At 62.0% G+C, this 22,537-nt stretch carries 15 protein-coding genes; 12 read left to right on the top strand and 3 right to left on the bottom strand.

All coding sequences use genetic code 11. The features are described 5' to 3' along the window. Nucleotides 1-202 precede the first annotated feature (202 nt). Nucleotides 203-976 carry a hypothetical protein gene (locus IDH44_RS02875; protein WP_190914481.1) on the top strand — a complete coding sequence of 258 codons (774 nt, stop codon included), beginning with the start codon at nt 203-205 and terminating at the stop codon, nt 974-976. A gap of 123 nt (nt 977-1,099) precedes the next feature. Here the strand turns inward: IDH44_RS02875 and IDH44_RS02870 are convergent, their stop codons facing one another. Beyond that, the gene (locus IDH44_RS02870) at nt 1,100-3,502 is read right to left on the bottom strand and encodes a heavy metal translocating P-type ATPase (RefSeq protein ID WP_190914479.1); all 2,403 of its coding nucleotides are present in this window, start codon (nt 3,500-3,502) and stop codon (nt 1,100-1,102) included. A gap of 532 nt (nt 3,503-4,034) precedes the next feature. Here IDH44_RS02870 and IDH44_RS02865 point away from each other — a divergent pair. Both IDH44_RS02865 and IDH44_RS02860 read left to right on the top strand, forming a co-directional pair. Continuing rightward, on the top strand, nt 4,035-4,400 hold the full coding sequence (locus IDH44_RS02865; protein ID WP_190914477.1) for an ArsR/SmtB family transcription factor: 366 nt from the start codon (nt 4,035-4,037) through the stop codon (nt 4,398-4,400). A 92-nt stretch (nt 4,401-4,492) separates the two neighbouring features. Next, nucleotides 4,493-5,083, top strand: a complete 591-nt coding sequence (locus tag IDH44_RS02860; RefSeq protein WP_190914475.1) for a DUF1697 domain-containing protein — start codon at nt 4,493-4,495, stop codon at nt 5,081-5,083. Between the two features lie 242 nt (nt 5,084-5,325). On the opposite strand, the gene IDH44_RS02855 is transcribed toward IDH44_RS02860, so the two are convergent. Continuing rightward, nucleotides 5,326-5,766 (bottom strand): hypothetical protein, encoded by a 441-nt coding sequence (locus tag IDH44_RS02855; protein ID WP_190914474.1) that lies wholly within the window; start codon nt 5,764-5,766, stop codon nt 5,326-5,328. Nucleotides 5,767-5,994: 228 nt separating this feature from the next. Here IDH44_RS02855 and IDH44_RS02850 point away from each other — a divergent pair, with 228 nt between their 5' ends. The 6 genes from IDH44_RS02850 (at nt 5,995) to IDH44_RS02825 (ending at nt 16,189) form a co-directional block, all read left to right on the top strand. Further along, nucleotides 5,995-6,885, top strand: a complete 891-nt coding sequence (locus IDH44_RS02850) for a carbohydrate ABC transporter permease (protein WP_190914473.1) — start codon at nt 5,995-5,997, stop codon at nt 6,883-6,885. Nucleotides 6,886-6,898: 13 nt separating this feature from the next. Then, on the top strand, nt 6,899-7,735 hold the full coding sequence (locus tag IDH44_RS26940; RefSeq protein WP_317890095.1) for a carbohydrate ABC transporter permease: 837 nt from the start codon (nt 6,899-6,901) through the stop codon (nt 7,733-7,735). A 21-nt stretch (nt 7,736-7,756) separates the two neighbouring features. Continuing rightward, complete coding sequence (locus tag IDH44_RS02840; protein ID WP_190914471.1) at nt 7,757-9,547, top strand: cache domain-containing sensor histidine kinase; 1,791 nt, start codon at nt 7,757-7,759, stop codon at nt 9,545-9,547. Further along, a complete protein-coding gene (locus IDH44_RS02835; protein ID WP_190914469.1) occupies nt 9,534-11,171 on the top strand; it encodes a helix-turn-helix domain-containing protein in 1,638 nt (545 codons plus the stop codon). The genes IDH44_RS02840 and IDH44_RS02835 overlap by 14 nt, the downstream gene beginning before the upstream one ends. A 247-nt stretch (nt 11,172-11,418) precedes the next feature. Further along, entirely contained in the window at nt 11,419-12,837 is a 1,419-nt protein-coding gene (locus IDH44_RS02830) for an ABC transporter substrate-binding protein (RefSeq protein WP_190914467.1), read from the top strand. Nucleotides 12,838-12,940: 103 nt separating this feature from the next. Continuing rightward, on the top strand, nt 12,941-16,189 hold the full coding sequence (locus IDH44_RS02825; RefSeq protein WP_190914465.1) for an alpha-mannosidase: 3,249 nt from the start codon (nt 12,941-12,943) through the stop codon (nt 16,187-16,189). A gap of 115 nt (nt 16,190-16,304) precedes the next feature. On the opposite strand, the gene IDH44_RS02820 is transcribed toward IDH44_RS02825, so the two are convergent. Beyond that, nucleotides 16,305-19,421 carry a hybrid sensor histidine kinase/response regulator gene (locus IDH44_RS02820; protein ID WP_190914463.1) on the bottom strand — a complete coding sequence of 1,039 codons (3,117 nt, stop codon included), beginning with the start codon at nt 19,419-19,421 and terminating at the stop codon, nt 16,305-16,307. Between the two features lie 170 nt (nt 19,422-19,591). Between IDH44_RS02820 and IDH44_RS02815 the strand changes: the two genes are divergently transcribed. The 3 genes from IDH44_RS02815 to IDH44_RS02805 all read left to right on the top strand — a co-directional run bounded on the left by IDH44_RS02815 (nt 19,592) and on the right by IDH44_RS02805 (nt 22,431). Next, the gene (locus tag IDH44_RS02815; RefSeq protein ID WP_190914461.1) at nt 19,592-20,758 is read left to right on the top strand and encodes a response regulator; all 1,167 of its coding nucleotides are present in this window, start codon (nt 19,592-19,594) and stop codon (nt 20,756-20,758) included. Nucleotides 20,759-20,802: 44 nt separating this feature from the next. Beyond that, nucleotides 20,803-21,213 carry a LytR/AlgR family response regulator transcription factor gene (locus IDH44_RS02810; RefSeq protein WP_190914459.1) on the top strand — a complete coding sequence of 137 codons (411 nt, stop codon included), beginning with the start codon at nt 20,803-20,805 and terminating at the stop codon, nt 21,211-21,213. Nucleotides 21,214-21,354: 141 nt separating this feature from the next. Continuing rightward, on the top strand, nt 21,355-22,431 hold the full coding sequence (locus IDH44_RS02805; RefSeq protein WP_190914457.1) for an AI-2E family transporter: 1,077 nt from the start codon (nt 21,355-21,357) through the stop codon (nt 22,429-22,431). The last annotated feature ends 106 nt before the right edge of the window (nt 22,432-22,537 follow it).

The raw sequence follows: 22,537 nt of genomic DNA, 5'->3' as shown, positions 1-22,537 counted from the left end.
TCTATAAATTGTCTTTATTCTATCGCATGTTGGAAGACTTGCCCAGTTCTAATTAAAATGTGATCCTATAATTGTGCTACTGTGTACTAGTGGAGTAAAAATAGCAATGAATTATACAACATTTAAAGGTGGATCTAGTGCAGATCGAACATGGCGATGGGGCAGAGATGGTTTTTCAAATTAGAACAGGGAGATGAAAATAATGAAAAAATACATTTTTATTACTATAATTGGAATTATTTTGATCATGCCTAGTGTAGCATCTTCGGCAACATACGAGATGGACGAGGTCAAACGTTTTGCCGAATCAGAAGGGCTGGACGTTTTTAAAAAGTTAATGCTCGAAGATCCGGAGGGCTATGGTTTTAAAAACACAGCCCAAATTGAGTCGGTTGTAGTAGGCGACGGACTTCCAATTTATTGGGTGGATGCAGGCAAACTGCGTGCCGCTGATGCAAACACGAGCCTGCAATCAATCCTCCGCCCTTCGAACCAATGGGAGTTTACTGTATTCGTTGATGGAACGGCCACTTCTTTTTTAACCATCGGCGAGATCAATCATGCGCTTGATGTTGTGGCGGCCGGTGGAACGTCCGAAGCGTTTGACAAGGCGTATAAAAAAATATCCGTTCATTCAGACCCGGACAGTTCAGTGATTCTGGCGATGATCGAGGGGACGCATGTGCTCGTGTCCAGCGTGGATCATCAAGAAGTAGCCTTATCTGAATCTAACGTTGCCTTATACGGGGAACAAAAAGCGAGCCTTATTCCATCCGAAAACGTGGTCACACAATTAAAGGTCTCGCAAAATGCCGAGGAGCAAGAAAACGATGGAGGCGTTCTGGTCCTGAATCAATCCGTGGAACGTGACGCCAAGCCAGTATGGCGAATGGCCGCAATCAGCGGGGGAATTGCGATAGCAGCGGCATGGGCCCTGCAGAAAGCGATGAATCGGAAAAAGAAAGCGGGGGGCTAGAGGAAGCGCAGAGCAAGAGGAACCGAAAGGATATCGAAACGAAGCCGAAAGGACATCGAAAGGACGCGTAAACCAAGGGAAGTCAGGCCACTGGCCTGACTTCCCTTGTTCGTCTACTCGGATCTAATGCTCTTGCAAAGCTGCGCCCTGCGGCTCAGATGCCGCCCCGTTCACACGCCTCGGCGACCGATTGACCAGTATGGTCAAGCTGACGAGGGTCACGAAGATCGTCGCGCCCATGTCCGAGAGGATGGCGATCCAGAGCGTCAGCCAGCCGGGAATAGTGAGCAGCAGCGCCACCAGCTTCAGTCCGAGCGCGGCGGCGATGTTGAAGCGGATGGCCCGGTTCACGCGCTTGGCCGTGCCAATTGCTTCCGGCAGCCGGCCGAGGTGGTCCTGCATCAGCACGACGTCGGCGGTCTCGATGGCGCTGGCCGTTCCCTTGCCCATGGCGATGCCGAGCTGCGCCGTCGCCAGAGCAGGCGCATCGTTGATGCCGTCGCCGATCATCGCGATCCGTCCGTGCGCGCCGAGCTCGCGGATGCGAGCGACCTTGTCCTCGGGCAGCAGGCCGCTGTGGTAGCTGCGCACGCCGGTCGCCGCCGCGACGCGCCTGGCCGTCGCCTCGTGATCGCCGGTGAGCATGACGGTGTCGCGAATGCCGATGCGGTGCAGAGCGTCGACGACGCGCCGGCTCTCCTCGCGAATCTCGTCGGCGATGCCGAACATCCCCAGCACGCTCGCCTCGTCGGCGACGAGCACGAGGGTCAAGCCGTCCTGCTTGAGCCGCGCGATGTCGCCTGTCGCCCGCTCGCCGAGCGTAAGGCCGTCAAGCGCCTGCTCGTTGCCGAGCCGGTAGGCGTGCCCGGCGATGCGGGCGACGACGCCCTTCCCGGCTACGGTGCGGACTTCCTCGGCCTGCAGCGTGTCGCCATGGCGGCGCTCCGCCTCGATGTGCGCCATGACGGCATGGGCGAGCGGATGCGACGATTGACGTTCGATCGCCGCTGCGACCGAATAGAAGCGATCGGCGTCGTAGGCGACGGCCTCGATGACGCGAGGCTCGCCCTTGGTCAAGGTGCCGGTCTTGTCAAAGGCGATGGCGTCGAGCTTGCCGAGCTGCTCGAGGTGGACGCCGCCCTTGACGAGGATACCCGCCCGGGCGCTGCGCGTGATGCCGGAGACGATGGCAATCGGCGAGGCCAGCACGAGCGCGCACGGGCAGCCGACGATCAGCACGGCCAGCCCCTGGTACAGCCAGTGCGTCCATTCCCCGCCGAGCAGCAGCGGGGGCACGAGGATGACGAGTGCCGCGACGACCATGATGAGCGGCGTGTAGACTTTGGCGAAGCGGTTGATGAACAGCTCGGTCGGCGTCTTCGTCTCCTGGGCCTCCTCGACGAGATGCAGGATACGGGCCAGCGAGGAGTCGTCGTACGGCTTGTCGATGCGCACGCGCAGCGTGCCTTCATTATTGATACTGCCGCCGAACACCGTATCGCCGGAGGTCTTGTCGACCGGCAGCGATTCGCCGGTGATCGCGGCCTCGTTGACCGAGCCGTCGCCCTGCTCGATCGTGCCGTCGGAGGGGACCTTGTCGCCGGCGCGCACGAGCACAAGATCGCCGGCGCGCAGCTCGCTGATCGCCACGGTGCGCTGGCGCTCGCCCTGGAGCAGGATCGCTTGCTTCGGCGCCACCTCGAGCAGCGCCTCCATCGAGCGCCGGGCCCGATCCATGCCGATCCCTTCCAGCAGCTCGTTGACGCCGAACAAGATCGCGACGAGCGTTGCTTCCCTCCACTCCCCGATGGCGACGGCGCCGATCAGGGCAATCGTCATCAAGGTATCGATGGTGAATCTCAAGCGCATCAGATTCTGAAGTCCGCGCCAGAATGTCGTGTAGCCGCTGATGGCCGTCGCGCCGAGGTACATGCCGATCAGGACGGGCGCGCTCCAGATGCCCTCCAGCAGCAGCGCAGCCGCGTACAGCAGCCCCGACACCGCCAGCAGGGCGAGCATCGTGCGCGTCCCGCCATGGGCATGATCGTGATCATGTCCGTGCTCATGCCCATGCCCGTGATCGTGCCCCTGGCCATGGTCGTGTGCGTGGTCGTGCCCGTGAGCATGGCGCTGTACATGGCTGCGAGCAGGCGTATGCTCATGCGCGTGCAGGTGATCGTGGCCGTGTTCGCCGCGGTCAGACTTGTCACTGCCGTCATGTCGATGGCTACCGTCACACCCGCCCTGCGCACACGCGTCTTCGCCCTCGTGCCGAGCGGCGGCGCCTTCCCCGCTAGCCCCGTTGGCGCTCCCGGGTGCACGTCGCAGACTGCTGCGATCCAGCACCGCGCCGTCCGAGCGGAGGATGCGCTCGACGCTGTCCAGATCGACTGCGGGATCGAGCTTGAGCCGTCCGGAGGCGAAGCTGAGCGAGGCGTCGGCGCCGTGCGCCAGCTTTTGAATTTGGGCCTCCAAGCCCTGCGCGCAATTGCCGCAGGACAGCCCCTTTACCTTATAAATATGCATGGATGATTCAATCCTTTCTATCCAATACATGAACAATTATTCATATATTGATCATATGCAAATCGGCGAAAAATGTCAAACCCATTTATGCGGCGCCCGTAATAAGGATCCTTCACGAAATAACCAAAGACAGCTCATCCATCAGGCGGGCAAACGGACGCACCTCAGCTAACGGTTGCCCGCGCGCTTATTTCGATCAATTTCAGGCGATTTCCAGGCTAGCGGTTGCCACAGCGCTTATTTGGCCTAAATCGCGTTTTTTCAATGGATTTCAAGAAAATAAGACCTGTGGCAACCGTTACAATGCAATCGGCGCTTATTTGGGCGCAATAGCCGCTGTGGCAACCGTTAGGTTCGTTGGCGGATGGTGAAGGGCTAATGACGGTTTCAATCGCACCAGGTTATTCTGTAATAGACCTTAAGGTCTGTACGTTTAGCCTTTTGTTTTGCGGTTTCGCCTCTTGGTAAAAGTTACGGTTTCGGAAGGGATATGGTATAATGGCGGTACTTTGAAAACAGGCGGGTGGAAGCGATGGAAAGAACGGTGCAAGACGCTTGCGATACGACCTGCAGCGGGACGGATGTCGACGTCGGTCGGGTGCGGGAGCAATTGGTGACCGAAGCGACGGCTTTTGAATTGGCCGATCTGTTCAAGTCGCTGGGCGATCCGACCCGGGTGAAAATCATTCACGCCCTGCTCCAGAGCGAGCTGTGCGTGCATGATCTCACGGAGGTGCTCGGCATGGGGCAGTCCGCCGTGTCGCATCAGCTGCGCTTCCTGCGCAATGCGCGCATCGTGAAGCGCCGCAAGGTCGGCAAGACGGTCTATTACTCCCTGGACGATAATCATGTGGAGCAATTGTTCACGTTGACGCTTGCGCATCTGCAGCATAAATAAAAGGCCTGCCTGCAGGTGGGCGAACGCTCGTCAGGTGGGCGAACGCGCGTCTGGACGGTGGAGCGGCCTCGTGAAGAAAGGAGTCGAACGTCATGGCGGTCTATATCGCGCTGCTGCGCGGCATCAACGTGGGCGGGCATAACAAGATCCAGATGGCCAAGCTGCGCGAAACGCTGCAAGCGGCCGGGCTGGAGGCGGTGCGCACGTATATCCAGAGCGGCAATATTGCGTTTGCCGCGGCTGCGAGCGAGGAGCAGGTACGGGAGTTGGTCGCGCGGGCGATCGCATCCGACTTTGGCCTGCAGCTGGAAGTGGTGCTGCGCACAGCCGCCGAGCTGGAGGCGCTCATCGCGGCCAATCCGTATGCAGACCGGGAGCTCGGCGAGCGGGAGAGCGTGCAGGTATGCTTCCTGAATGCGGCGCCCGAGGAGGCGCTGACCGGCGGCGTCACCGACTATGAGAGCGAGGTCGTCGACTATCGGATCGTCGGACGCGATATCTACCAGCTCTATCATCAGGGACTGCGCGACGCCAAGCTGCCGCCGGCCTTGAACAAGCTATGGAAGCGGGCGACGATGCGCAACTGGCGCACCGTGCTGAAGCTGCGGGAGCTGGCCGAGCAGACGGCGCGCGAAGCGGGAGAGTGTACCACGAACGCTACCAGGACGGGGCCGAGCGTTTGAAGGGCAGGTTGAAAGAGGAAGCGAACTGATAATCACCCTGGAAGGGAACGAGACGGCATGGGATGTCGGGCTTCACGAAATGGTTTATTTCTAGGAAAAACGCTTTTGCTATTTTAAAAAACGTGCGTGGCCGCCAAAGAACGGCCACGCACGTTTTTGGCGTGACAAAGGCTAACCTCGAATCGAGCCGGATTGTTTTCAATGCGGCTATCTCGAATCGAGCCGAATTGTTTTCAATGCGGCTATTGCGTATAGTACGCATAGAACTTTTTTTGTTTTACGCCGTGTACGATCCACGCAAAAAAGTCCCGCGTCTTGTCGTCCAGCCAATGCTTGCCGTCATGGTACAGCTTGCGCTTGTACGTCAGCATCAGCTTGGTCTCGCCGTCCCATTGAAACGAAAACGTATTGTAGCTGCGCTCCTGTTGCAAATCGAGCTTGGCCCGTTCGAGCCGCAGCGGGTAGACGGCCTTGTCGATGACAAATAACGGGCCCTCCGACGAGGCCGCCACCGCGATAAAGCGGTCGTCGCAGATGGTATAAAATCCGCGCGAGATCTCCCCGGCGGGCATGCGCGCGGCCGAGAGCTCCTTCCACGCCGCTCCGTCTGCGTGCCAGCGGCCCACAAGCTGAGGCTGGGTGAAATGACGCAGGGTAATGACGCTGCTCAAAAGCTGATTCATGATCGAGCGTATCCTTTCTTTCCCCTTGTGGCTGCAACCAATGCAGACTAAAGTCCGGGGTTATTTGTCCTTATTCCGTAGCATACCGGACGCGGCTAAACAATTTCTCTACAAGCCCAACCCCGTAGATTTCTCCCCTCTGCTTCGTCGGATTGCCCGTCTCGCGCCAGCTTGCCCGTCCCGTATAATGAGGGGCACAAGCTTTTTGCGATAGGAGGGCGATTACCCATGAAACGAAAGCAACTGCACGCGTACGTGTTTACTTTTCCAAGCCTTTTTCTGACGCTTGTACTCGGCATATATCCGATTTTCTGGGCGCTGCGCTACATGTTTTTTGCCTACCCGGGATACGGTACGCCGCAATTCGTCGGACTCGACAATTTCTTCCGGGTCGCGCGCGACGCACAGTTCTGGCAATCCGTGCAAAATACGTTCGTCTATGCCGCCGGTAAGCTGGTACTGACGATCCCGCTCTCGCTCATCCTGGCGGTCATCCTGAATCGTGCGCTGCGCGGCCGGCATCTGCTGCGCGCCGTGTACTTCCTGCCGACGATCTTCAGCGCCTCGGTCATGTCGATCGTCTTCTATATTGTCTTCAATTCGTACAACGGCATTCTCAATCAGTACCTGATGAAGCTGGGTCTGGCCTCGAGTCCGATCGACTGGCTCGGCGCGGGCAATGCGATGCTGACCGTCATCATCATCGCGGTGTGGGGCGCGGTGGGCAACTACATGCTGCTGTTCCTGGCGGGGCTGCAGAGCATCCCGGACGACGTATACGAGGCGGCTTCGCTGGACGGCGTCAATCCGCTGCAGCGGCTGTGGCACATCACCATACCGATGCTCGGACCGGTGCTGCAGATGGTCATCATGCTGGCGATCACCGTGTCGCTCAAGGGCTACGAAAGCATCATGGTGCTCACCGAGGGCGGGCCGTTCGGCAAGACCGAGGTCATGTATCTGTATCTGTACAAGCTGTTCTTCCCGCTGACGAGCGAGGGCTCGAGTGTGCAGAATATCGGCTACGGCAGCGCCGTCGGCTTCACGACCGCGCTTATCGTCGGGCTGGTCACGATGATTTATTTCTGGATATCCAGGAAGCTGAACGAGACATACTAAGGGGGCGGCAGTGGTGGCGATTTCAAGAGGACTGACGCGGACGGTGCTGTGGATTTTTTTGCTCGCAACGGCGGGACTGATGCTGTTCCCGATCGTGGTGGCGATCCTTGGCTCGTTCAAGACAAATCTGGAAGTGACGACGGGGGCGACGCTGCTGCCGGAGGTGTGGCAGTTCGGCAACTACGCCCATGCCTGGAAGCAAGCGAACTTTGCCCGCTTCACCTGGAACAGCATTTACGTCAGCGTCTTTACGACAGTCGGGACGCTGCTAATCACAGCGATGGCCGCCTATGCGGTCGATCGGGTCAACTTTCGCGGCAAGCGCATCTACATCGTGCTGCAGTCGTTCACGCTGTTCATCTCTATCGGCGCGGTCGTGCTGCGGCCCCAGTTCGACCTGATGGTGCAGCTCGGCTTGCAAAAAACGCTCTGGGGTGTCATCATCATCTTAATTAGCGCGCATGCCCAGATCTTCTTCATGATGATCGGTTTTTTCAAAGGCATTCCGCGCGAATTAGACGAGGCGGCGCTCATCGATGGCTGCAACTTCTATTCGATCTTCTGGCGCATCATTCTGCCGCTCTTGCGGCCGGCGCTCGCGGTAACGGCGCTGTTCACCTTCCGCGGCGCCTGGAACGAGTACATCCTGCCGCTCGTCTTCTCCATGACGAATCCGGACCTGCAGACGCTGCCCGTCGGGCTGGCGAATCTGCGCTACGGCTTCGGGGCGGCCTCGGAGAATCAATACATGCTGGCCGGCGCCTGCATCTCGATCCTGCCGCTGCTCGTCGTCTACGTCTTCGCCAACCGTTCCTTCATGCAGGTCAACGTCGGAGCGGTGAAGGGATAATTGGCCAAAGGTGGGACAGGCATGAAACCATTCTACATGCAGATCTCGCTCAAGCGCCGAATCTGGGTCGCCCTGCTGACGGTGACCGTGATCGGGGTCGCGGTCACCGGCTCGTATGCGTACTATTACGCCTCCGGCGTGATGGAGCGCAGCGCGCTGCAGACGAGTCAGGACCGGCTCAACAAGACGGCTCAGGTCGTCGACGAACGGCTCCGCCACATCATCGTCGCCACGTCGACGCTGATGATCGGCGAGCCGTTTCAGCGTCTCATGGCCCAGGTGCAGAGCGGGGCCGCGAGCGGATACTTCAACCTGCTGTCGGAGCTGCAGACGCCGTTCACGCAGATGAAGCTCAACGAGCTGACGATCGATTCGGCGTACATCGTCACGCCGATCGGCGAGTTCTACCCGACGGACAAGGCCAGGCGGCTAGGCGCGGCGTTCGACGAGACGACGGTCTACGAGGCGGTCCAGGCGGCGAATGCCGCCGGGGAGCCCTGGACGACGCTATGGGTGCCAGGCCATGCGGAAGAGCTGTTCACCCGTACTCAGCAGGTGGTGACGCTCGTCATGACGCCGATCTACGACACGCCGGTGCCGGATGTGTATATCGTCGTCAACATCAAGCAGGATACGATCGACGAGCTGATCCGGCAGAATCTCGACGATCGCAGGATCAATCAGGTATTGCTGACCCGCGGCGGCGAGCTCGTGCTGGAGCCACTGCCGGGCATGCCGGCGGCGGATCCGGCAGCGCTGCAGGCGCAGATTGCCGACGCCGAGCGGGGCGACTTCGAGTATGGCAGCGCGGAGGGCGATTATCTCGTCAACTTCGCCGCGCTGGACATGAATCCGCAGTGGGTGCTGCTCGGCTACCAGTCCAAGGCGGAGCTGCTCGCCCCGCTGCGCAATCTGCGCTGGGCGATGCTGAGCATCACCGGCGTATGCCTGCTGCTGGCGCTGCTGCTGGCCAGCTTGCTCTCGGAGCTGCTGCTGCGTCCCCTGCTCAAGCTCCGCAATCTGATGCAGCGCGCCGGACAGCATCAGCTGGACGTCCGCTTCGAGAGCCGGTACGAGGACGAGGTGACCCAGGTCGGCTACAAATTCAACGCGATGCTGGAGCAGATTCAGTCCCTCATCGTCGAGGTGAAGCGCTCCGAGCAGGAGAAGCGCAAGTCCGAGGTCAAGGCGCTGCAAGCGCAGATCGACCCGCACTTCCTCTACAATACGCTCAACACGATCTTCTGGAAGTCGGAGATGGAGGAGCATGAGACGGCCAAGGAGATGATCGTCTCGCTGTCGCTGCTGTTCCGTCTCGGGCTGAACAACGGGCGCGAGCACACGACGCTCGGCCAGGAGCTGGAGCATGTGGAGCAGTACCTGATCCTGCAGGCGCGCTGCTACCCGAGACTGTTCGACTACGAGATTCGGCTGGAGGCGCCGGAGCTGCGGCAGCTCCCGGTGCTCAAGCTGCTGCTCCAGCCGCTGGTGGAGAATGCGATCGAGCACGGTCTCCGCGAGCTGGAGCACAAGGGGCGGCTCGTCGTCGACGTGCGCCGTGCGGGGGAGCGCCTCCTGCTGGAGGTGACCGACAACGGCTCCGGCATGAACGTGGAGGAGGTGCGGCGGCGCATGGAGCGACCGGGCGAATCGTCGCAGAGCTACGCCCTCTCGAATGTGCGAAGCCGGCTGCTGCTCGAATATGGCGACGAGGCCGAAGTGCGCCTGGCGAGCGTGCCCGGCGAGGCGACGCGCGTCACGCTGGTCATCCCGATTGATCCGAAAGGCGGAGAAGCCCATGGACAAGCATGAGATCAGACTGTGCATCATTGACGATGTCGATACGGTGGCCCAGGGCATCGCCCGCAAAATCCCGTGGGCGGAGCACGGCATCACGGTGTCCGGCACGGCGGGCAGCGGTGCGGAGGGGCTGGAGCTGATCCGGCGCACCCGCCCGCATATCATCCTCACCGATATCAAGATGCCGCGCATGAGCGGGCTGGAGATGATCCGTGCGCTCGCGGCGGAGCCGGAGCGGCAGGAGCAGGTCAAGGTGATCTTCCTGAGCGGCTATTCCGACTTCGAATATGCCCAGGAGTCGGTGCGGCTCGGCGCCTTCGACTACGTGCTCAAGCCGTTCACGCCGCCGCAGATCGTCGAAGTGGTGCTGCGCGCCAGGCGCGAGCTCGAGGAGGAGCGGCTGCAGGCAGCCTCCCGGATCGAGCTCGAGCGCAAGGTGCGCGAAAGCATGCCCTATCTGCGCCAGGAATACTTCCGGCTGCTGCTGCGCAGCAGCGTGCAGCCGGCGCAGGCGCAGGAGCGCTGGGCCTTCCTTGGCATCACGATGCGGCCGGAGCGGCTGACCGCGCTGCTGATCGAGATCGACGGCTTCGCCGAGGCGGTGCACGGCCTTGCGGTCGGGGAAGCGGAGCTGGTGCGCTTCGCGGTGCACAATATTATCCAGGAGACGATCGGCATGCAGACGCAGGGAATCGTCTTCCGCGAGCAGGTGCATCAGTTCGTGGCGATCGCGAACAGCGGCCCGGGCCTCGACACCGAGGCGATCGCCGAGCAGTGCCGCGCCAACGTCGAGCGCTACGCGAAGCGCACCGTCTCGATCGGGGTCGGCCGCGAGGCGCCCGGCCTCGCCGAGCTGCATGTCTCGTTCGAGCAGGCGCGCACGGCGCTGTCGTACCAATTCTACACCGGCGGCAACTGCGTCCTGCACTACCGGGATATCGAGCGCCAGAGCGCGCTGACGCTGCGCTACGATCCGGACAAGGAGACGGAGCTGCTGTACGCGCTGCGCTCGGGCAACCGCGAGGGCGTGCAGCGGCAGCTCCATGCCATCTACGAGGAGGCCTTGCAATTGCAGGAGCCGCCCGAGCCGGCGATGCTCGTTAATCTGTTCTACGGACTGGCCTTCGCGATGTATCGCGTCGTCGCGGAGAAGCTGGAGGACGAGGAGCGCGCGCGTCTGGAAGCGCGTCTGGCTGCGCTCAAACTCGGCGAATCTGGCTCGATCCGGCTGCTCAAGCACGATCTGGAGGCGATCGCACTGGAGAGCTGCGCGATGATGCAGCAGCGTCAGAAGAGCGACTCGCGCCAGCTCATCGAGCAGGCGCGCGCTTACATTGCCCGCCATCTGTTGACCGAGCTCACCGTGCAGCAGTGCGCCAAGGCCGTCCACTTAAGTCCGAGCTACTTCTCCAATCTATTCAAAAAAGAAACCGGCAGCACCTTCATGCAATACGTGACGGCGGCCCGCATGGAGCGGGCCAAGGAGCTGCTGCTCGAGGGGGAGCAGGTGCAGGAGATCGCGTACGAGCTCGGCTACAAGGATCGCCCCTACTTCAGCGAGCTGTTCAAGCGCCACACGGGCTTGACGCCGTCGGAATTCCGGGCGCAGCACGTGACGGACGCGCACGACAGCTGACCGAGCGCCGCCCTCGCCGCAGCAGACGCGATCGTGTCGGCGCTGGACTTGGCCGGGCTGTGCGATGCCTTGCGCACGCGGAATTGCCGGACAGTTGTTTTGCCCGCCCTGGTCCGTCGATATGTCCTTCCTGCCCGGCGGCGTCCCGGTGATACAATGGGGACAACCCGGAAGGAAGCAAGCCTTCGCTAGCAACGGGTGGAACATTCAACCGGATGAGGGTATAGTAAAAGGGAGGCAATCGGCAATGGCAAAGAAGCAATGGCTGAAGACGGGAACGGTGGCTCTGCTGGCGCTGGCGCTGACGGCGTGCTCGTCAGGGGGCAATAACGGCAATGCCGGCGGACAGAACGAGTCGGGAAGCGGCGGCACGAATGCTGCGGCGGAAGGCAAAACGAAGATCGCGTATTGGACGATGGATCGCCATGATATGGACTTCATGCAGGACAAGGTCGACGCCTTTAATGCTGAAAATGAAGATAACATCGAGGTGGAGATGACCGTATTGGCGGACAATTACAATCAGGCCGTCGAGGTCGCGTACGCCAGCAATCAGGCGCCGGATATTCTCCGCATCTTCGACTTCGTAACGTACGTGAAAAAAGGATACCTGGCCGAGCTGGACGGCTTCATGGACGACGAATTTCGCGGCAAATTCGAAAGCGTTCTCGCGGAGAACGTCAACATGATCGACGGCAAGCTCTACTCGCTCCCGAACACCGGCCAATACTGGCGTCTGATCTATAACAAGGACCTGTTCGAGCAGGCGGGTCTGAGTGGACCGCCACAGACGCTGGATGAAATGGTGGAATATGCGAAAAAGATTACCGAAGCGGGCAAGGCCGAAGGCGCGTACGGCTTCGCCAGCAACTTCAAAAATAACTCCGGCTTCACCCGTCCGGCCTATGCGGTCGGCACGCTGAGCTCGGACACAAGTCACGAGGGTTACAACATTCAGTCCGGGCAGTACGATACGGGCATGTACAAGGACGTCGTGCAGGCGATGCGTCAGATGAAGGAAGACGGCAGCATGCTGCCCGGCGCGGAGACGCTGGACATCGATCCGCTGCGGGCGCAATTCGCCCAAGGCAAGATCGGCATGTATGTGAACCACTCCAGCGAACCGGCAGTCTATGCGAACCAGTTCCCGACGGAGGTCGACTGGGCGGCGGCGGTCGTGCCGACGGCCAGCGGCGAACCGGCGGGGGTCACCTGGGTCAATGCGGGCGCCTATCTGGGCATCAACGCGCACTCGGACAAGCAAGAGGCGGCTTACAAGTTCATGGAATACTTGTACGGCGAGGAGCTGCGGGTCGACTACCAGGAGGCGGGCTACGGCATTTCGGTCCTGCCGTATGTCAACGAAGCGGCGGGCGCGCCGGAGATCGCCGGCATCGAGGGCTTCCTGCCGACCGCCTATGACGGCCTGTATCCGGCGACGCCATTGTCGATCACGGAGACCAAGCTGGAAGGTCTCAAGATGAGCGATGCGTTCACGCGCTACATCATGACCGGCGGTGAGGATCTGGACGCATTGATTGCCGATCTGGATACGCGGTACAACAAGGCGCTGGAGGCGGCGCGCGCCGAAGGACTGACGAATATCGAGGCCAATCCGGACTTCAGCGCTGCGGCGCTGCAGAGCTCGCTGGCCAGCGCGCAATAACGATAGATTGCCTAAGTAAGACTGATAAATACGACCATACAGCAGGCGGATCGCGCGGAATTTGCGCGGTCCGCCTTTGGCGCAAAAACAGGAGGAGATGCAGATGCGATGGACGGAGGAAAAGCTGGAAGCCCGCATTCGCGAGCTCGAGCCGTACCGCTATCGGGAGGCGATGGCAATCGGGCCCTTCGCCGCTCAGGAGGATCCGGACGGGGCCATCGGGGCGCGCCCGCCCGCACGCGAGAGCGGGCAGTGGCAGGCGATGGAGCTCGGCGACGACTGGTCGGGGCGCGACCAGTACATCTGGCTGGCGGCGGACGTGACGGTGCCGGCGGAGTGGGCGGAGCGGCGCATCGTCGGACGCTTCGACTTCGGCACGACTGGGGGCGGCACGAACAGCGGCTTCGAGTCGCTGCTATACGTCGACGGCGAGCCGTATCAAGGCGTGGACGGCAATCACAGGGAGGTTTTCCTCGCGCCGCGGACGGCAGGCCGGCTGGTCGAGCTGCGCTTCCGGCTCTGGTCGGGGCTGGGCGGCTACGATATCGGGGCCCGGCCCGAGCATCGGCTGCGGCACGCCTCGCTGGCGTGGCTGGACGAGGCGGTGGACGATCTGTACTATACCGCGCGCGCCGGCATCGAGACGGTGCGGGTGCTGCAGCCGCATGCGCCCGAGCGCGGCGACGTGCTGCAGGCACTGGACCGCGCGCTGCGGCTGCTCGACTGGGCGGAGCCGGGCTCGCCGGACTTCTATGCTTCGGCGGCTGCCGCCGGCGCGTCTCTACGGGCGGCGCTGGCGGCGCTGCCGGACAAGCGCGCCGCGGTCACTGTCACCTGCGTCGGCCATACGCATATCGATGTCGCCTGGCTGTGGCGGCTGCGCCATACGCGGGAGAAGGCGGCGCGCTCCTTCGCGACGGTGCTGCGCCTGATGGAGCAGTATCCCGATTACCTGTTCCTGCAGACGCAGCCGCAATTGTACGCCTATCTCAAGCAGGACTACCCGCAGCTCTACGAGCAAATCAAGGCGCGGATCGCCGAGGGCCGCTGGGAGGCCGGCGGGGCGATGTGGCTGGAGGCGGATTGCAACCTGCCCTCGGGCGAATCGCTCGTGCGGCAGCTGCTGTACGGGCAGCGCTTCTTGCAGGAGGAGTTCGGCGTGCGCTGCGACTATCTGTGGCTGCCCGATGTATTCGGATACAGTTGGGCGCTGCCGCAGATCCTGCGCAAGAGCGGCATTCGCGTCTTCATGACGACCAAGATCAGTTGGAACCAGTACAACCGGATGCCGCACGACACCTTCATGTGGAAGGGCATCGACGGCTCGGAGATCCTCACCCACTTCATCACGACGCCGGACCCGGGCGGGCAGGAGGGCAGCTTCTACTATACCTATAATGGCGTGGTCACCCCGGAGACGGTGCAGGGCATCTGGGAGGCCTATCGCGATCAGGACATCAATCGCAATCTGCTGCTCGCCTACGGCTACGGCGACGGCGGCGGCGGCGTCAATCGCGAGATGCTGGAGCTGCGGCGACGTCTGGCGGACATGCCGGGTCTGCCGCAGGTCGTGACCGGACGGGCCGACGATTACTTTGTAGGGTTGCAAGAGCGGGTCGCACAGACCGACGGGTACGTGCATACGTGGGACGGCGAGCTGTACCTGGAGCTGCATCGCGGTACGTATACGTCGCAGGCTCACATCAAGCGCGCCAATCGCAAGGCTGAGCTGCTGCTGCGTCAGGCCGAGTGGCTGCAGACGCTGGATGCGACTGAGCGAAGAGATTGGGCTGGCTACCCGGCGGAGCGGCTGCGCGAGGCCTGGACGATCGTGCTGCGCAATCAATTCCACGACATCATCCCCGGCTCCTCGATCCGCGAGGTGTACGACGACTGTCGGCTCGAATATGCCGAGGCGGAGGAGATCGGGCAGGCGGCGCTGCAGGCGGCGCAGGCGCGCATCGCGCCTGCCGATGCGGACGACGCGGACGGCGGTGGGGCCGGTCGACCGGAGCGGAGCGGGAGCGCAGAGCGGGATGGGAGCGGGCGATGGACCGTGTTCAATAGCGCCTCGTGGCCGCGCGGCGCGCTGGTGCGCATCGGCGGGGCCGCATCCGCAGCGGCGCCCACAGACGGAGCAGGGTGGCAGGACGCGGGCGGGCGGCCGCTGCAGGCGCAGCGCGTCGGCACGGACTGGCTCGTGCGGCTGCCGGACGTGCCCGCGCTGGGCTACGCGGTCATCGGACGCGAGGCGGGAGCTCCGCCGGCAGATCGGCCGCGCGGCGGCGCGGAGCCGCAGCGGGAGGCCTTCGTCTGGGAGCCCGAGCGGCGAACCCTGACGACGCCGTACTACGTCGCGGTGCTCGACGCGGCCGGGCGTCTCGCTCGCCTGTACGATCGCGGCGCGGCGCGCGAGGTGCTGGCGGAGGGCGCGCGGGGCAACGAGCTGCAGGTGTTCGAGGACAAGCCCAAGAGCCGCCATGAGGCGTGGGACATCGACATCTACTACACCGAGAAGATGTCGGCGGTGACCGAGCTGCTGGAGCTGGAGCTGGAGGCGTGCGGCGAGCTGCGCGCGGTGCTGCGCCTGGTCTGGCGCTATCGCGGCTCCCGCATCGTGCAGCGGCTGACGGCCTATGCGCACAGCCGCCGCCTCGACTTCGTCACCGAGGTCGACTGGCAGGAGCGGCGACAATTGCTTAAGACGGCATTCCCGGTGGCGGTGCGGGCGACCGAGGCGACGTACAACGTCCAGTTCGGCAACGTGCGGCGCCCGACCCACTGGAACACGAGCTGGGACTATGCGCGCTTCGAGTCGGTCGGTCACCAGTGGGCCGATCTGTCCGAGCGCGGCTATGGCGTCGCGCTGCTGAACGATTGCAAGTACGGCTATGACATCAAGGACAACGTGCTGCGCCTCTCGCTCATCAAGTCCGCCAATGTGCCGGATCCGGAAGCGGACAAGGGCGCGCATGTGTTCACGTATGCGCTGCTGCCGCACCGGGGCGACTGGTACGAGGGCGAGGTCGAGCGCGAGGCGTGGGATCTCAACGATCCGCTGACCGTGCAGGCGGGCGCGGCACGGCAATCGCGCTACTCGCTGCTGACCGTCGATTGTCCGCACGCGGCGATTGACGCGGTGAAGCGGGCCGAGGACGAGGAGGCGCTGCTCGTGCGTCTGCATGAATTCGGCGGCGCCAGCGGCACGGTCGTCCTGAACAGCGACGCCGCTCTGGCGGCCTGGGCGGAGTGCGATCTGATGGAGCGTCCGATCGGCGCATGGCAGAGCGGCCCAATCCGTCTGAAGGTGGCGCCGTACGAGATCAAGACGCTGCTGGTGAGGCTGGATTGAGGCCCGCCGGGGTACCTTCGCGGCGGGCCAGGGCAAGCAGAGCATCGGCATGATCAAGCGATGTACCTCACGGAGATCACCGCGGATCTGAGCCTCCTGCTGTCCGAATCTGTCCTTACAAAGGCGCCGTCGGACGGCCGGTTTCCGGCTCACCCGCTGCCGGGACGAAGAAGGAGACTGTCGTGCCGCTGCCGGGCGTGCTCGCGATCGAGAGTCCGCTGCCATAGAGCTGCCGGAGCCTGCGGTCGGTATTGCGCAGGCCGATGCCGCGGCTCGTCTCGGGCGATCCGTCCAGCAGCTCCGGGATGCGGGCGCTCGGGATGCCGACGCCGTCGTCGCATACAGCAATCTGCGTCCCTCCAGGCTCCTCCTGCAGCCGAATCGTCACCGTGCCGCCGCGCGCCAGGGGCAGGATGCCGTGCCGGACGGCATTCTCGACCAGCGTCTGGATCGCCAGTGGAGGCAGCAGCAGATCGGCCTTCTCGTCCAGTTCCCAGGCTACCCGCAGTCGCTGACCGAAGCGCTCCTGCTCGATATAGAGATAGGCCCGCACCAATTGCAGCTCATGCGACAGCATGACGCGCCGCTCCGTGTGGTAGGCGTCGAAGCTCAAGCGCAGATAGGTACCGAACGTCTCCAGCAGCCGGCGCATGCGCTCCGTATCGATATCGCTCAGGGCCGCAATGGAATTCAGCGTGTTGAACAAAAAATGCGGCTGAATCTGCGCTTGCAGCCAGGCAGCTTCATAGCGCAGGCGCTCGGCCACCGAACGCTGCAGCTCGGCGAGTGCCCGCACGCGCGCCTCCAGCTCGGCGGCATCCGCCGGCTTGGTGACATAATCGTTGGCCCCGGCGCGGAAGCCGGCCTGGATGTCCTCGGGCTGATTGCGAGCTGTGAGCAGCAATACCGGCAGTTCGGAGAGCGTGAACCGTCGACGAATAGCCTCGCAGAGCGCATAGCCCGACATCCGCGGCATCATGACATCGGCAATGATCAGCGTGAATCGCTCGCGCTCGAGCAAGCGAAGCGCCGCGGTGCCGGAATCGGCACACACCACCTCATAGTGCATGGCCTGAAGCAAGGCCTGCAGGCTGGACAGATTGACAGGATCGTCGTCGACGATCAGCAGGCGACCCTGGGAATCCCCCGCGTGCGAAGACTCGGCGGGACCGCCGGCAGCCGCTTCGTCCGGATGATTCGGCCTTGCCGCCTGCGTCGCCGGCTCCTCTGTCGCGGCGGCTTCGAAAGCCAGCGTCTGCGGCTCCTGCTCGGGCTGACTCGCGAGTGGCAGCGTGAAGACGAATTCGCTCCCGCCGCCGTGCGACGAACGGGCCCGGATCGTCCCGCCCTGCAACTCGACCAATTGCCTGCAGATGCTCAGCCCCAGTCCGAAACCGCCTCCGTGTGCATCCAGACCCGACTCGCCCTGCTCGTAGGGCTCGAATACGCGGGACAGCAGGTCGGCATCCATGCCGATGCCGGTGTCCTTGATTCGCACCACGGCATAGCCTCCTCCGGTCCGGGCGTCGACGGATATCATCCCTTGATCGGTGAATTTCAGGGCATTGTGCAGCAGATTGAACAAGATCTGCACGACCCTATGCTCGTCGGCGTATACGGGAGGCAACTCGCCGGGCAGGCGGTTGGCGATGCGCACCGGCTTGCCTGGCGCTGCATAGGGGAGCATGTCCAGCACGCCGGGCAGCACGTCTTGCAGCCGCAGCGGTCGGGGCTGCAGGGTCACCGTCTCCTGCTTGAGGCGAGTCAATTCCAGCAGCTCCTCGACCATGCGCGACATGCGCCGACCGACTGCGAGCAGCAACTGCAGCCGGTCGCGCGTCTGCGGCCGGTGTTCCTCCACGAGCAGACTCTGGGCGATGTTGAGCATGCCGTGCAGCGGATTGCGGAGCTCGTGCGAGGTCGTCGCGAGGAATTCGTCCTTCGTCCTGTCGGCCTGCTGCAGCCGAGCTGCGAGCTGCTGGGCCTGTCGGCTCGTGCGAAAAAATCGCTGCAGCCAAAAGGCGCCGAAGCACAGGAAGGCCAGTATGTAATCGACCGGATAAAAGACGGAGGGAAGTATCGCCTCCCGGCTGTTGATCGTGGCCCAAACGACATTGCCGACGATGCTGATGGAGGAGAGCAGCAGGAATACGACCTGCGGATCCCGCCAGATGGCGATGCGCGCCATGTAGACGGCGATGGCGAGCGGCGGGAGCACCATGATCCAGAACAGCAAGAACCTGGTTGACCAAACCCATTCGTAGGGCGCGAGCAGCACAACTAAAAGATATAGGATGTTGAACACCCGCAGCCACTGGAAAGGAGCAAATCGTCGCTGTCCTTCCGGGAAAAGGTGGCGCGCCACCTCCGGCAGTAATAGAAAAATCCCCGTATAGGCAAAAAAGATCAGACGACTTCCCCACTCGCCCGAGACCGGCAGCCATTGATACAGTAAACGCTCGTCGTCGCTCAGGACGCTCAGCATGGCGAACATCACGACCAACGTGAAGTAAAGAAGCGCCTTGTTCGGCCGACCTAAAAAATAGCATAGCAGCGTATAAAGTCCGTGAACGGCTAACACCACGCACAACAGTTGCTGCATGCGCACGGAAACGGCCGCCTCGGCTTCGACTAGCTCTGCACGGCCGAAATAGACGGGGTTGCGCATTCCGGCGTTGCCGAGCGCGACGTTGTCGGCCAGCTCGATCACGATATCGATCTCGCCGCCGGCGGAGGCGAATCGTCCTTGATATGGCACCGGATAGCCGAGGCTGTCTTCATTGCCGCTCGCGAAGCCGGAGGCGCCGATCTCCACGCCATCGACAAACGTGCGGGAAGCATTGCGGATGTCGATCAGGCGCAAGGCGTAATCCAGCGCCTGCGTCGTCTCGTCGAGTCGCAGCCGCAGCCGGTAGGAGCCGTAGCGCAGGCGCTCGCCGGAGGTACGCTGGTCAAAGGCCGAGTCGATCTGGCCGGGCACCTTTACATAGACCGGATCTGGCAAGGGCGCGGCCGAGGGCTCGGTGACAAGCAGACGTCCGGGGTAGAAGGCCCACTCGCCGCGCAAGGCATGGACCTGATCGCCAAGCGCATCGTGACGGCCGCGCAGATCGGCGCTGCCCTTCACAGCGATAATCGATGCCTCGTCATGAACGTCGTACCACCACAGCCGCATGCCGAGCAAGACAGCTGCGAATACCAGTGCAATCATCATCAGCTTTCGAGTAGCCATGGGCCGCCCCCTCCTCCTAATTGTAGAGAATCATAGCGATTCGGCGCCGCTTCGTCAAGACGCAGTGCGTTGTATATATTTTGTAGAGGAAGTTAAGGTATGATGACGTATAGAAGTTAGTTCGAAAGTCGGGGGCACCCCGGGGGGATATTGACAATGGAGCAAATGATATGCGAGTCGTAGTCATAGATGATGAACCGCTGGCGCTGGAATACCTGGAGAAGCGGCTGCTGGAGCAGGGCGGCATCGCCATCGTCGGCAAATATACCGATCCGTTCAGCGGCCGCGATGCCGTGGCCCGCGGCGGGGTGGATGCGGTGTTTTTGGACATTCACCTTCCTGAGGTCAACGGCATGGAGCTGGCGGAGCAGCTGCTGGCGGAGCAGCCGGCGCTGAATATCGTATTTGTCTCGGCGCATGACGATTTTGCCGTACAAGCCTTCGAGCTGGACGCGCTCGATTATGTCGTGAAGCCGGTAGGGGCCCAGCGGCTGGCCAAAACGCTCGAACGCATTCGCTTTCGTCTGGAGCAGACACAGGTGCACGAGCAAGAGCGGGCAGACGAGCGCCTCCAGGGGGAGGAGGGCCTGCAAGTGCAGTTGCTCGGCCAGATGCGCATTGCCGAGCGGTCCGGTGCGCTGGCCGCGGTGCAGTGGCGGACGGCCCGGGCGCGAGAGATGTTCTTGTATCTGCTGCAGCATCGCGGTCAGTTGATCCGCAAGTCCGAATTCATCGAGCTGCTGTGGCCGGATTACGACCTCGGCAAGGTATACGCGCAGTTGTACACGACCGTCTACCACATTCGCAAGACGCTGGAGCGGTACGGCGATCATTTCGAATTAAGCAGCACCTCGGACGCTTATACGCTGAACATCCACCGCGTACAATTCGATACGGAGCAGATGGAGCGCAAACTGACGGACAAAGTCCCTCTGACGCCGGCGCGCGCGGAGCAGTACGCGGCCGTGCTGCAGCAATGCCGGGAACACTATCTGCAGGAGCACACGTATTGGTGGGCGGAGCACGAGCGCGAGCGACTCAGCGGCGTCTGGCTGGAAGCGGCGATGCGACTGGCCGAGTGGCTCGAGGAGAACGGGCGCGCGGACTTGGCGGGCGAGTGGTACCGTCAGGTGTGCGCGCGTCAGCCGCATGAGGAACGGGCGCATTATGCCCTGATGCGGCTGCATGATGCGACGGGGAGCCGCCTGGCTGTGCATCAGCAATATCGCGCGCTATGCACGGCGCTGGAGGAAGGACTGGGCGAGCAGCCGAGCCGGTATATCTCCGATTGGTACGACAACTGGCGCAGCCGCGGGGCGGCGAATGCGGAAGAGTAGCGTCGTCCTCCCGGTCCGCAGCTTCATATAGAAGACGACAGATCATGCAGAAAGGACGAGGCGCAATGAAGGTGCTGCTGCTGGATGAGGACAGGCAGGCGCTTGAAGAGCTGGAAGGCGTGCTCCGGGCTTTTGCCGACGTGGAGATCGTTGAGACGTGCAGATCGCCCGGACAGGCGATGGATCTGACGCGTCTTCACAAGCCGGATGTCATCTTCATGGAAGTGCAATTGAGGAGCCGCAGCGGGCTGCGTGCTGCGTATCAACTGCTTAGTCTGCATCCGTCGATGCAGATTGTGTTCGTGACGGCCGATGCCCGGCTCGCTCTGCTAGCCTATGATCTGCCTGCGACCGATTACCTCATCAAGCCGGCTTGCCTTGCCCGCGTCGAGCAAACGATGCACCGCTTGCGTCTGGGACTCCCCCGCGGCAGGCGCAATCTGGAAGCGACATGAGCCTGGCTGCCCACAGGCGCGCAGGGGGAGCTGCGCCACGCCCTGCGCCTGCACCCGTGTCAGTTTCGGATAGACCGCGAGCGCCCCGGATGATAGACTAGACATATATTCGGCTGGCGAAAGGGGAGAAGTGGTTTGCTTTTGCGGACCAATCGGTTTTTCAAACTTTGCTTCGGCATTATTTTGGTGCTTTTGATTTTCTATTTAAGCGCGAAGGCGAATTTTATTTTTCGCCCGCTGATCTCGCTTTTCAACATCGTGATTGTGCCGTTGATGCTGGCCGGCTTTTTCTATTATCTGCTGCGTCCGCTCGTCGATCTCATGCAGCGGCGCAAGATGAACCGGACCTTGGCGATCCTGATCATCTACGTCGTCATCGCCGGCGTGCTGGTCGGCTTCGCCGGCGGGGTGTGGCCGCCGTTGCGCGATCAGGTGGTCAATCTCGTCGAGATTGCGCCGAATCTGTTCAATTCGCTCAGCAAGCAGCTGCAGGAGCTGGATAGCAATGGCTTTTTGGCAAGCGTGCTGCCTGAGGATACGAATCTGTTTTCCAAGGTGAGCGAGTATTTGAATTCGGGCTTTGAGTACCTGACCAATTACTTGAGCGGCTTGTTTACGTTCGTATCCAACTTTGCGATTGTGATCTTCACCTTCCCGATCATCCTGTTCTATATGCTCAAGGAAGGCGGAAAAATGGGGCGCACCATCGTCGGCTTCCTGCCGAAGCGCTTCCGCGACGAGGGCACGGAGGCGGTGGGCGAGATCGACCATGCGCTCAGCGGCTTCATCGTCGGCCGCGTCATCGTCAACGTCGCGCTCGGCGTGCTGATGTACATCGGCTTCTTGCTGATCGGGCTCCCGTACGCGCTGCTGTTGACGGTCGTGGCGGTCATCATGAACTTCGTCCCGTTCATCGGGGCGATCCTCTCGGCCGTGCCGATCGTGATCGTCGGCTTCGTCGAGTCGCCGTCGACGGCGCTCTGGGCGCTGATCATCATCCTGGCGGCGCAGCAGATCCAGGACAATCTGATCGCCCCGTACGTATTCGGCAAGTCGCTGGACATCCATCCGCTGACGACGATCCTGCTGATCCTGGTGGGGGGCGATCTGGCGGGCATTCTCGGCATCTTGCTGATCATTCCGTTCTACATGGCGGTCAAGATCGTCGTGACGCGGGTGTACCGCCGGTTCTTCAAGGAGCGCTGGGAGGCGGCCTGATCTAAATCTAAGCCTTCTTGCGTTTAACGACATTTGCTGCAAGTACAATGGAAGCGCCAAGGCTGCGGCTTGGCGCTTCTTTATGCGCATTCCAAAGCCGCCAAGG

It is taken from the genome of Paenibacillus sabuli, from assembly GCF_014705605.1.
Classification (GTDB): domain Bacteria; phylum Bacillota; class Bacilli; order Paenibacillales; family Paenibacillaceae; genus Paenibacillus_D; species Paenibacillus_D sabuli.
The sequence above is the reverse complement of the archived record's forward strand: the minus strand, read 5'-3'. Positions and strand labels throughout refer to the sequence as shown.

Coding starts and splice junctions, on each gene's coding strand:
- IDH44_RS02840 (WP_190914471.1), top strand. CDS start 7,757: ATGAAACCATTCTACATGCAGATCTCGCTCAAGCGCCGAATCTGGGTC.
- IDH44_RS02830 (WP_190914467.1), top strand. CDS start 11,419: ATGGCAAAGAAGCAATGGCTGAAGACGGGAACGGTGGCTCTGCTGGCG.
- IDH44_RS02825 (WP_190914465.1), top strand. CDS start 12,941: ATGCGATGGACGGAGGAAAAGCTGGAAGCCCGCATTCGCGAGCTCGAG.
- IDH44_RS02810 (WP_190914459.1), top strand. CDS start 20,803: ATGCAGAAAGGACGAGGCGCAATGAAGGTGCTGCTGCTGGATGAGGAC.
- IDH44_RS02850 (WP_190914473.1), top strand. CDS start 5,995: ATGAAACGAAAGCAACTGCACGCGTACGTGTTTACTTTTCCAAGCCTT.
- IDH44_RS02875 (WP_190914481.1), top strand. CDS start 203: ATGAAAAAATACATTTTTATTACTATAATTGGAATTATTTTGATCATG.
- IDH44_RS02855 (WP_190914474.1), bottom strand. CDS start 5,766: ATGAATCAGCTTTTGAGCAGCGTCATTACCCTGCGTCATTTCACCCAG.
- IDH44_RS02865 (WP_190914477.1), top strand. CDS start 4,035: ATGGAAAGAACGGTGCAAGACGCTTGCGATACGACCTGCAGCGGGACG.
- IDH44_RS02835 (WP_190914469.1), top strand. CDS start 9,534: ATGGACAAGCATGAGATCAGACTGTGCATCATTGACGATGTCGATACG.
- IDH44_RS02820 (WP_190914463.1), bottom strand. CDS start 19,421: ATGGCTACTCGAAAGCTGATGATGATTGCACTGGTATTCGCAGCTGTC.
- IDH44_RS02860 (WP_190914475.1), top strand. CDS start 4,493: ATGGCGGTCTATATCGCGCTGCTGCGCGGCATCAACGTGGGCGGGCAT.
- IDH44_RS02870 (WP_190914479.1), bottom strand. CDS start 3,502: ATGCATATTTATAAGGTAAAGGGGCTGTCCTGCGGCAATTGCGCGCAG.
- IDH44_RS02815 (WP_190914461.1), top strand. CDS start 19,592: ATGCGAGTCGTAGTCATAGATGATGAACCGCTGGCGCTGGAATACCTG.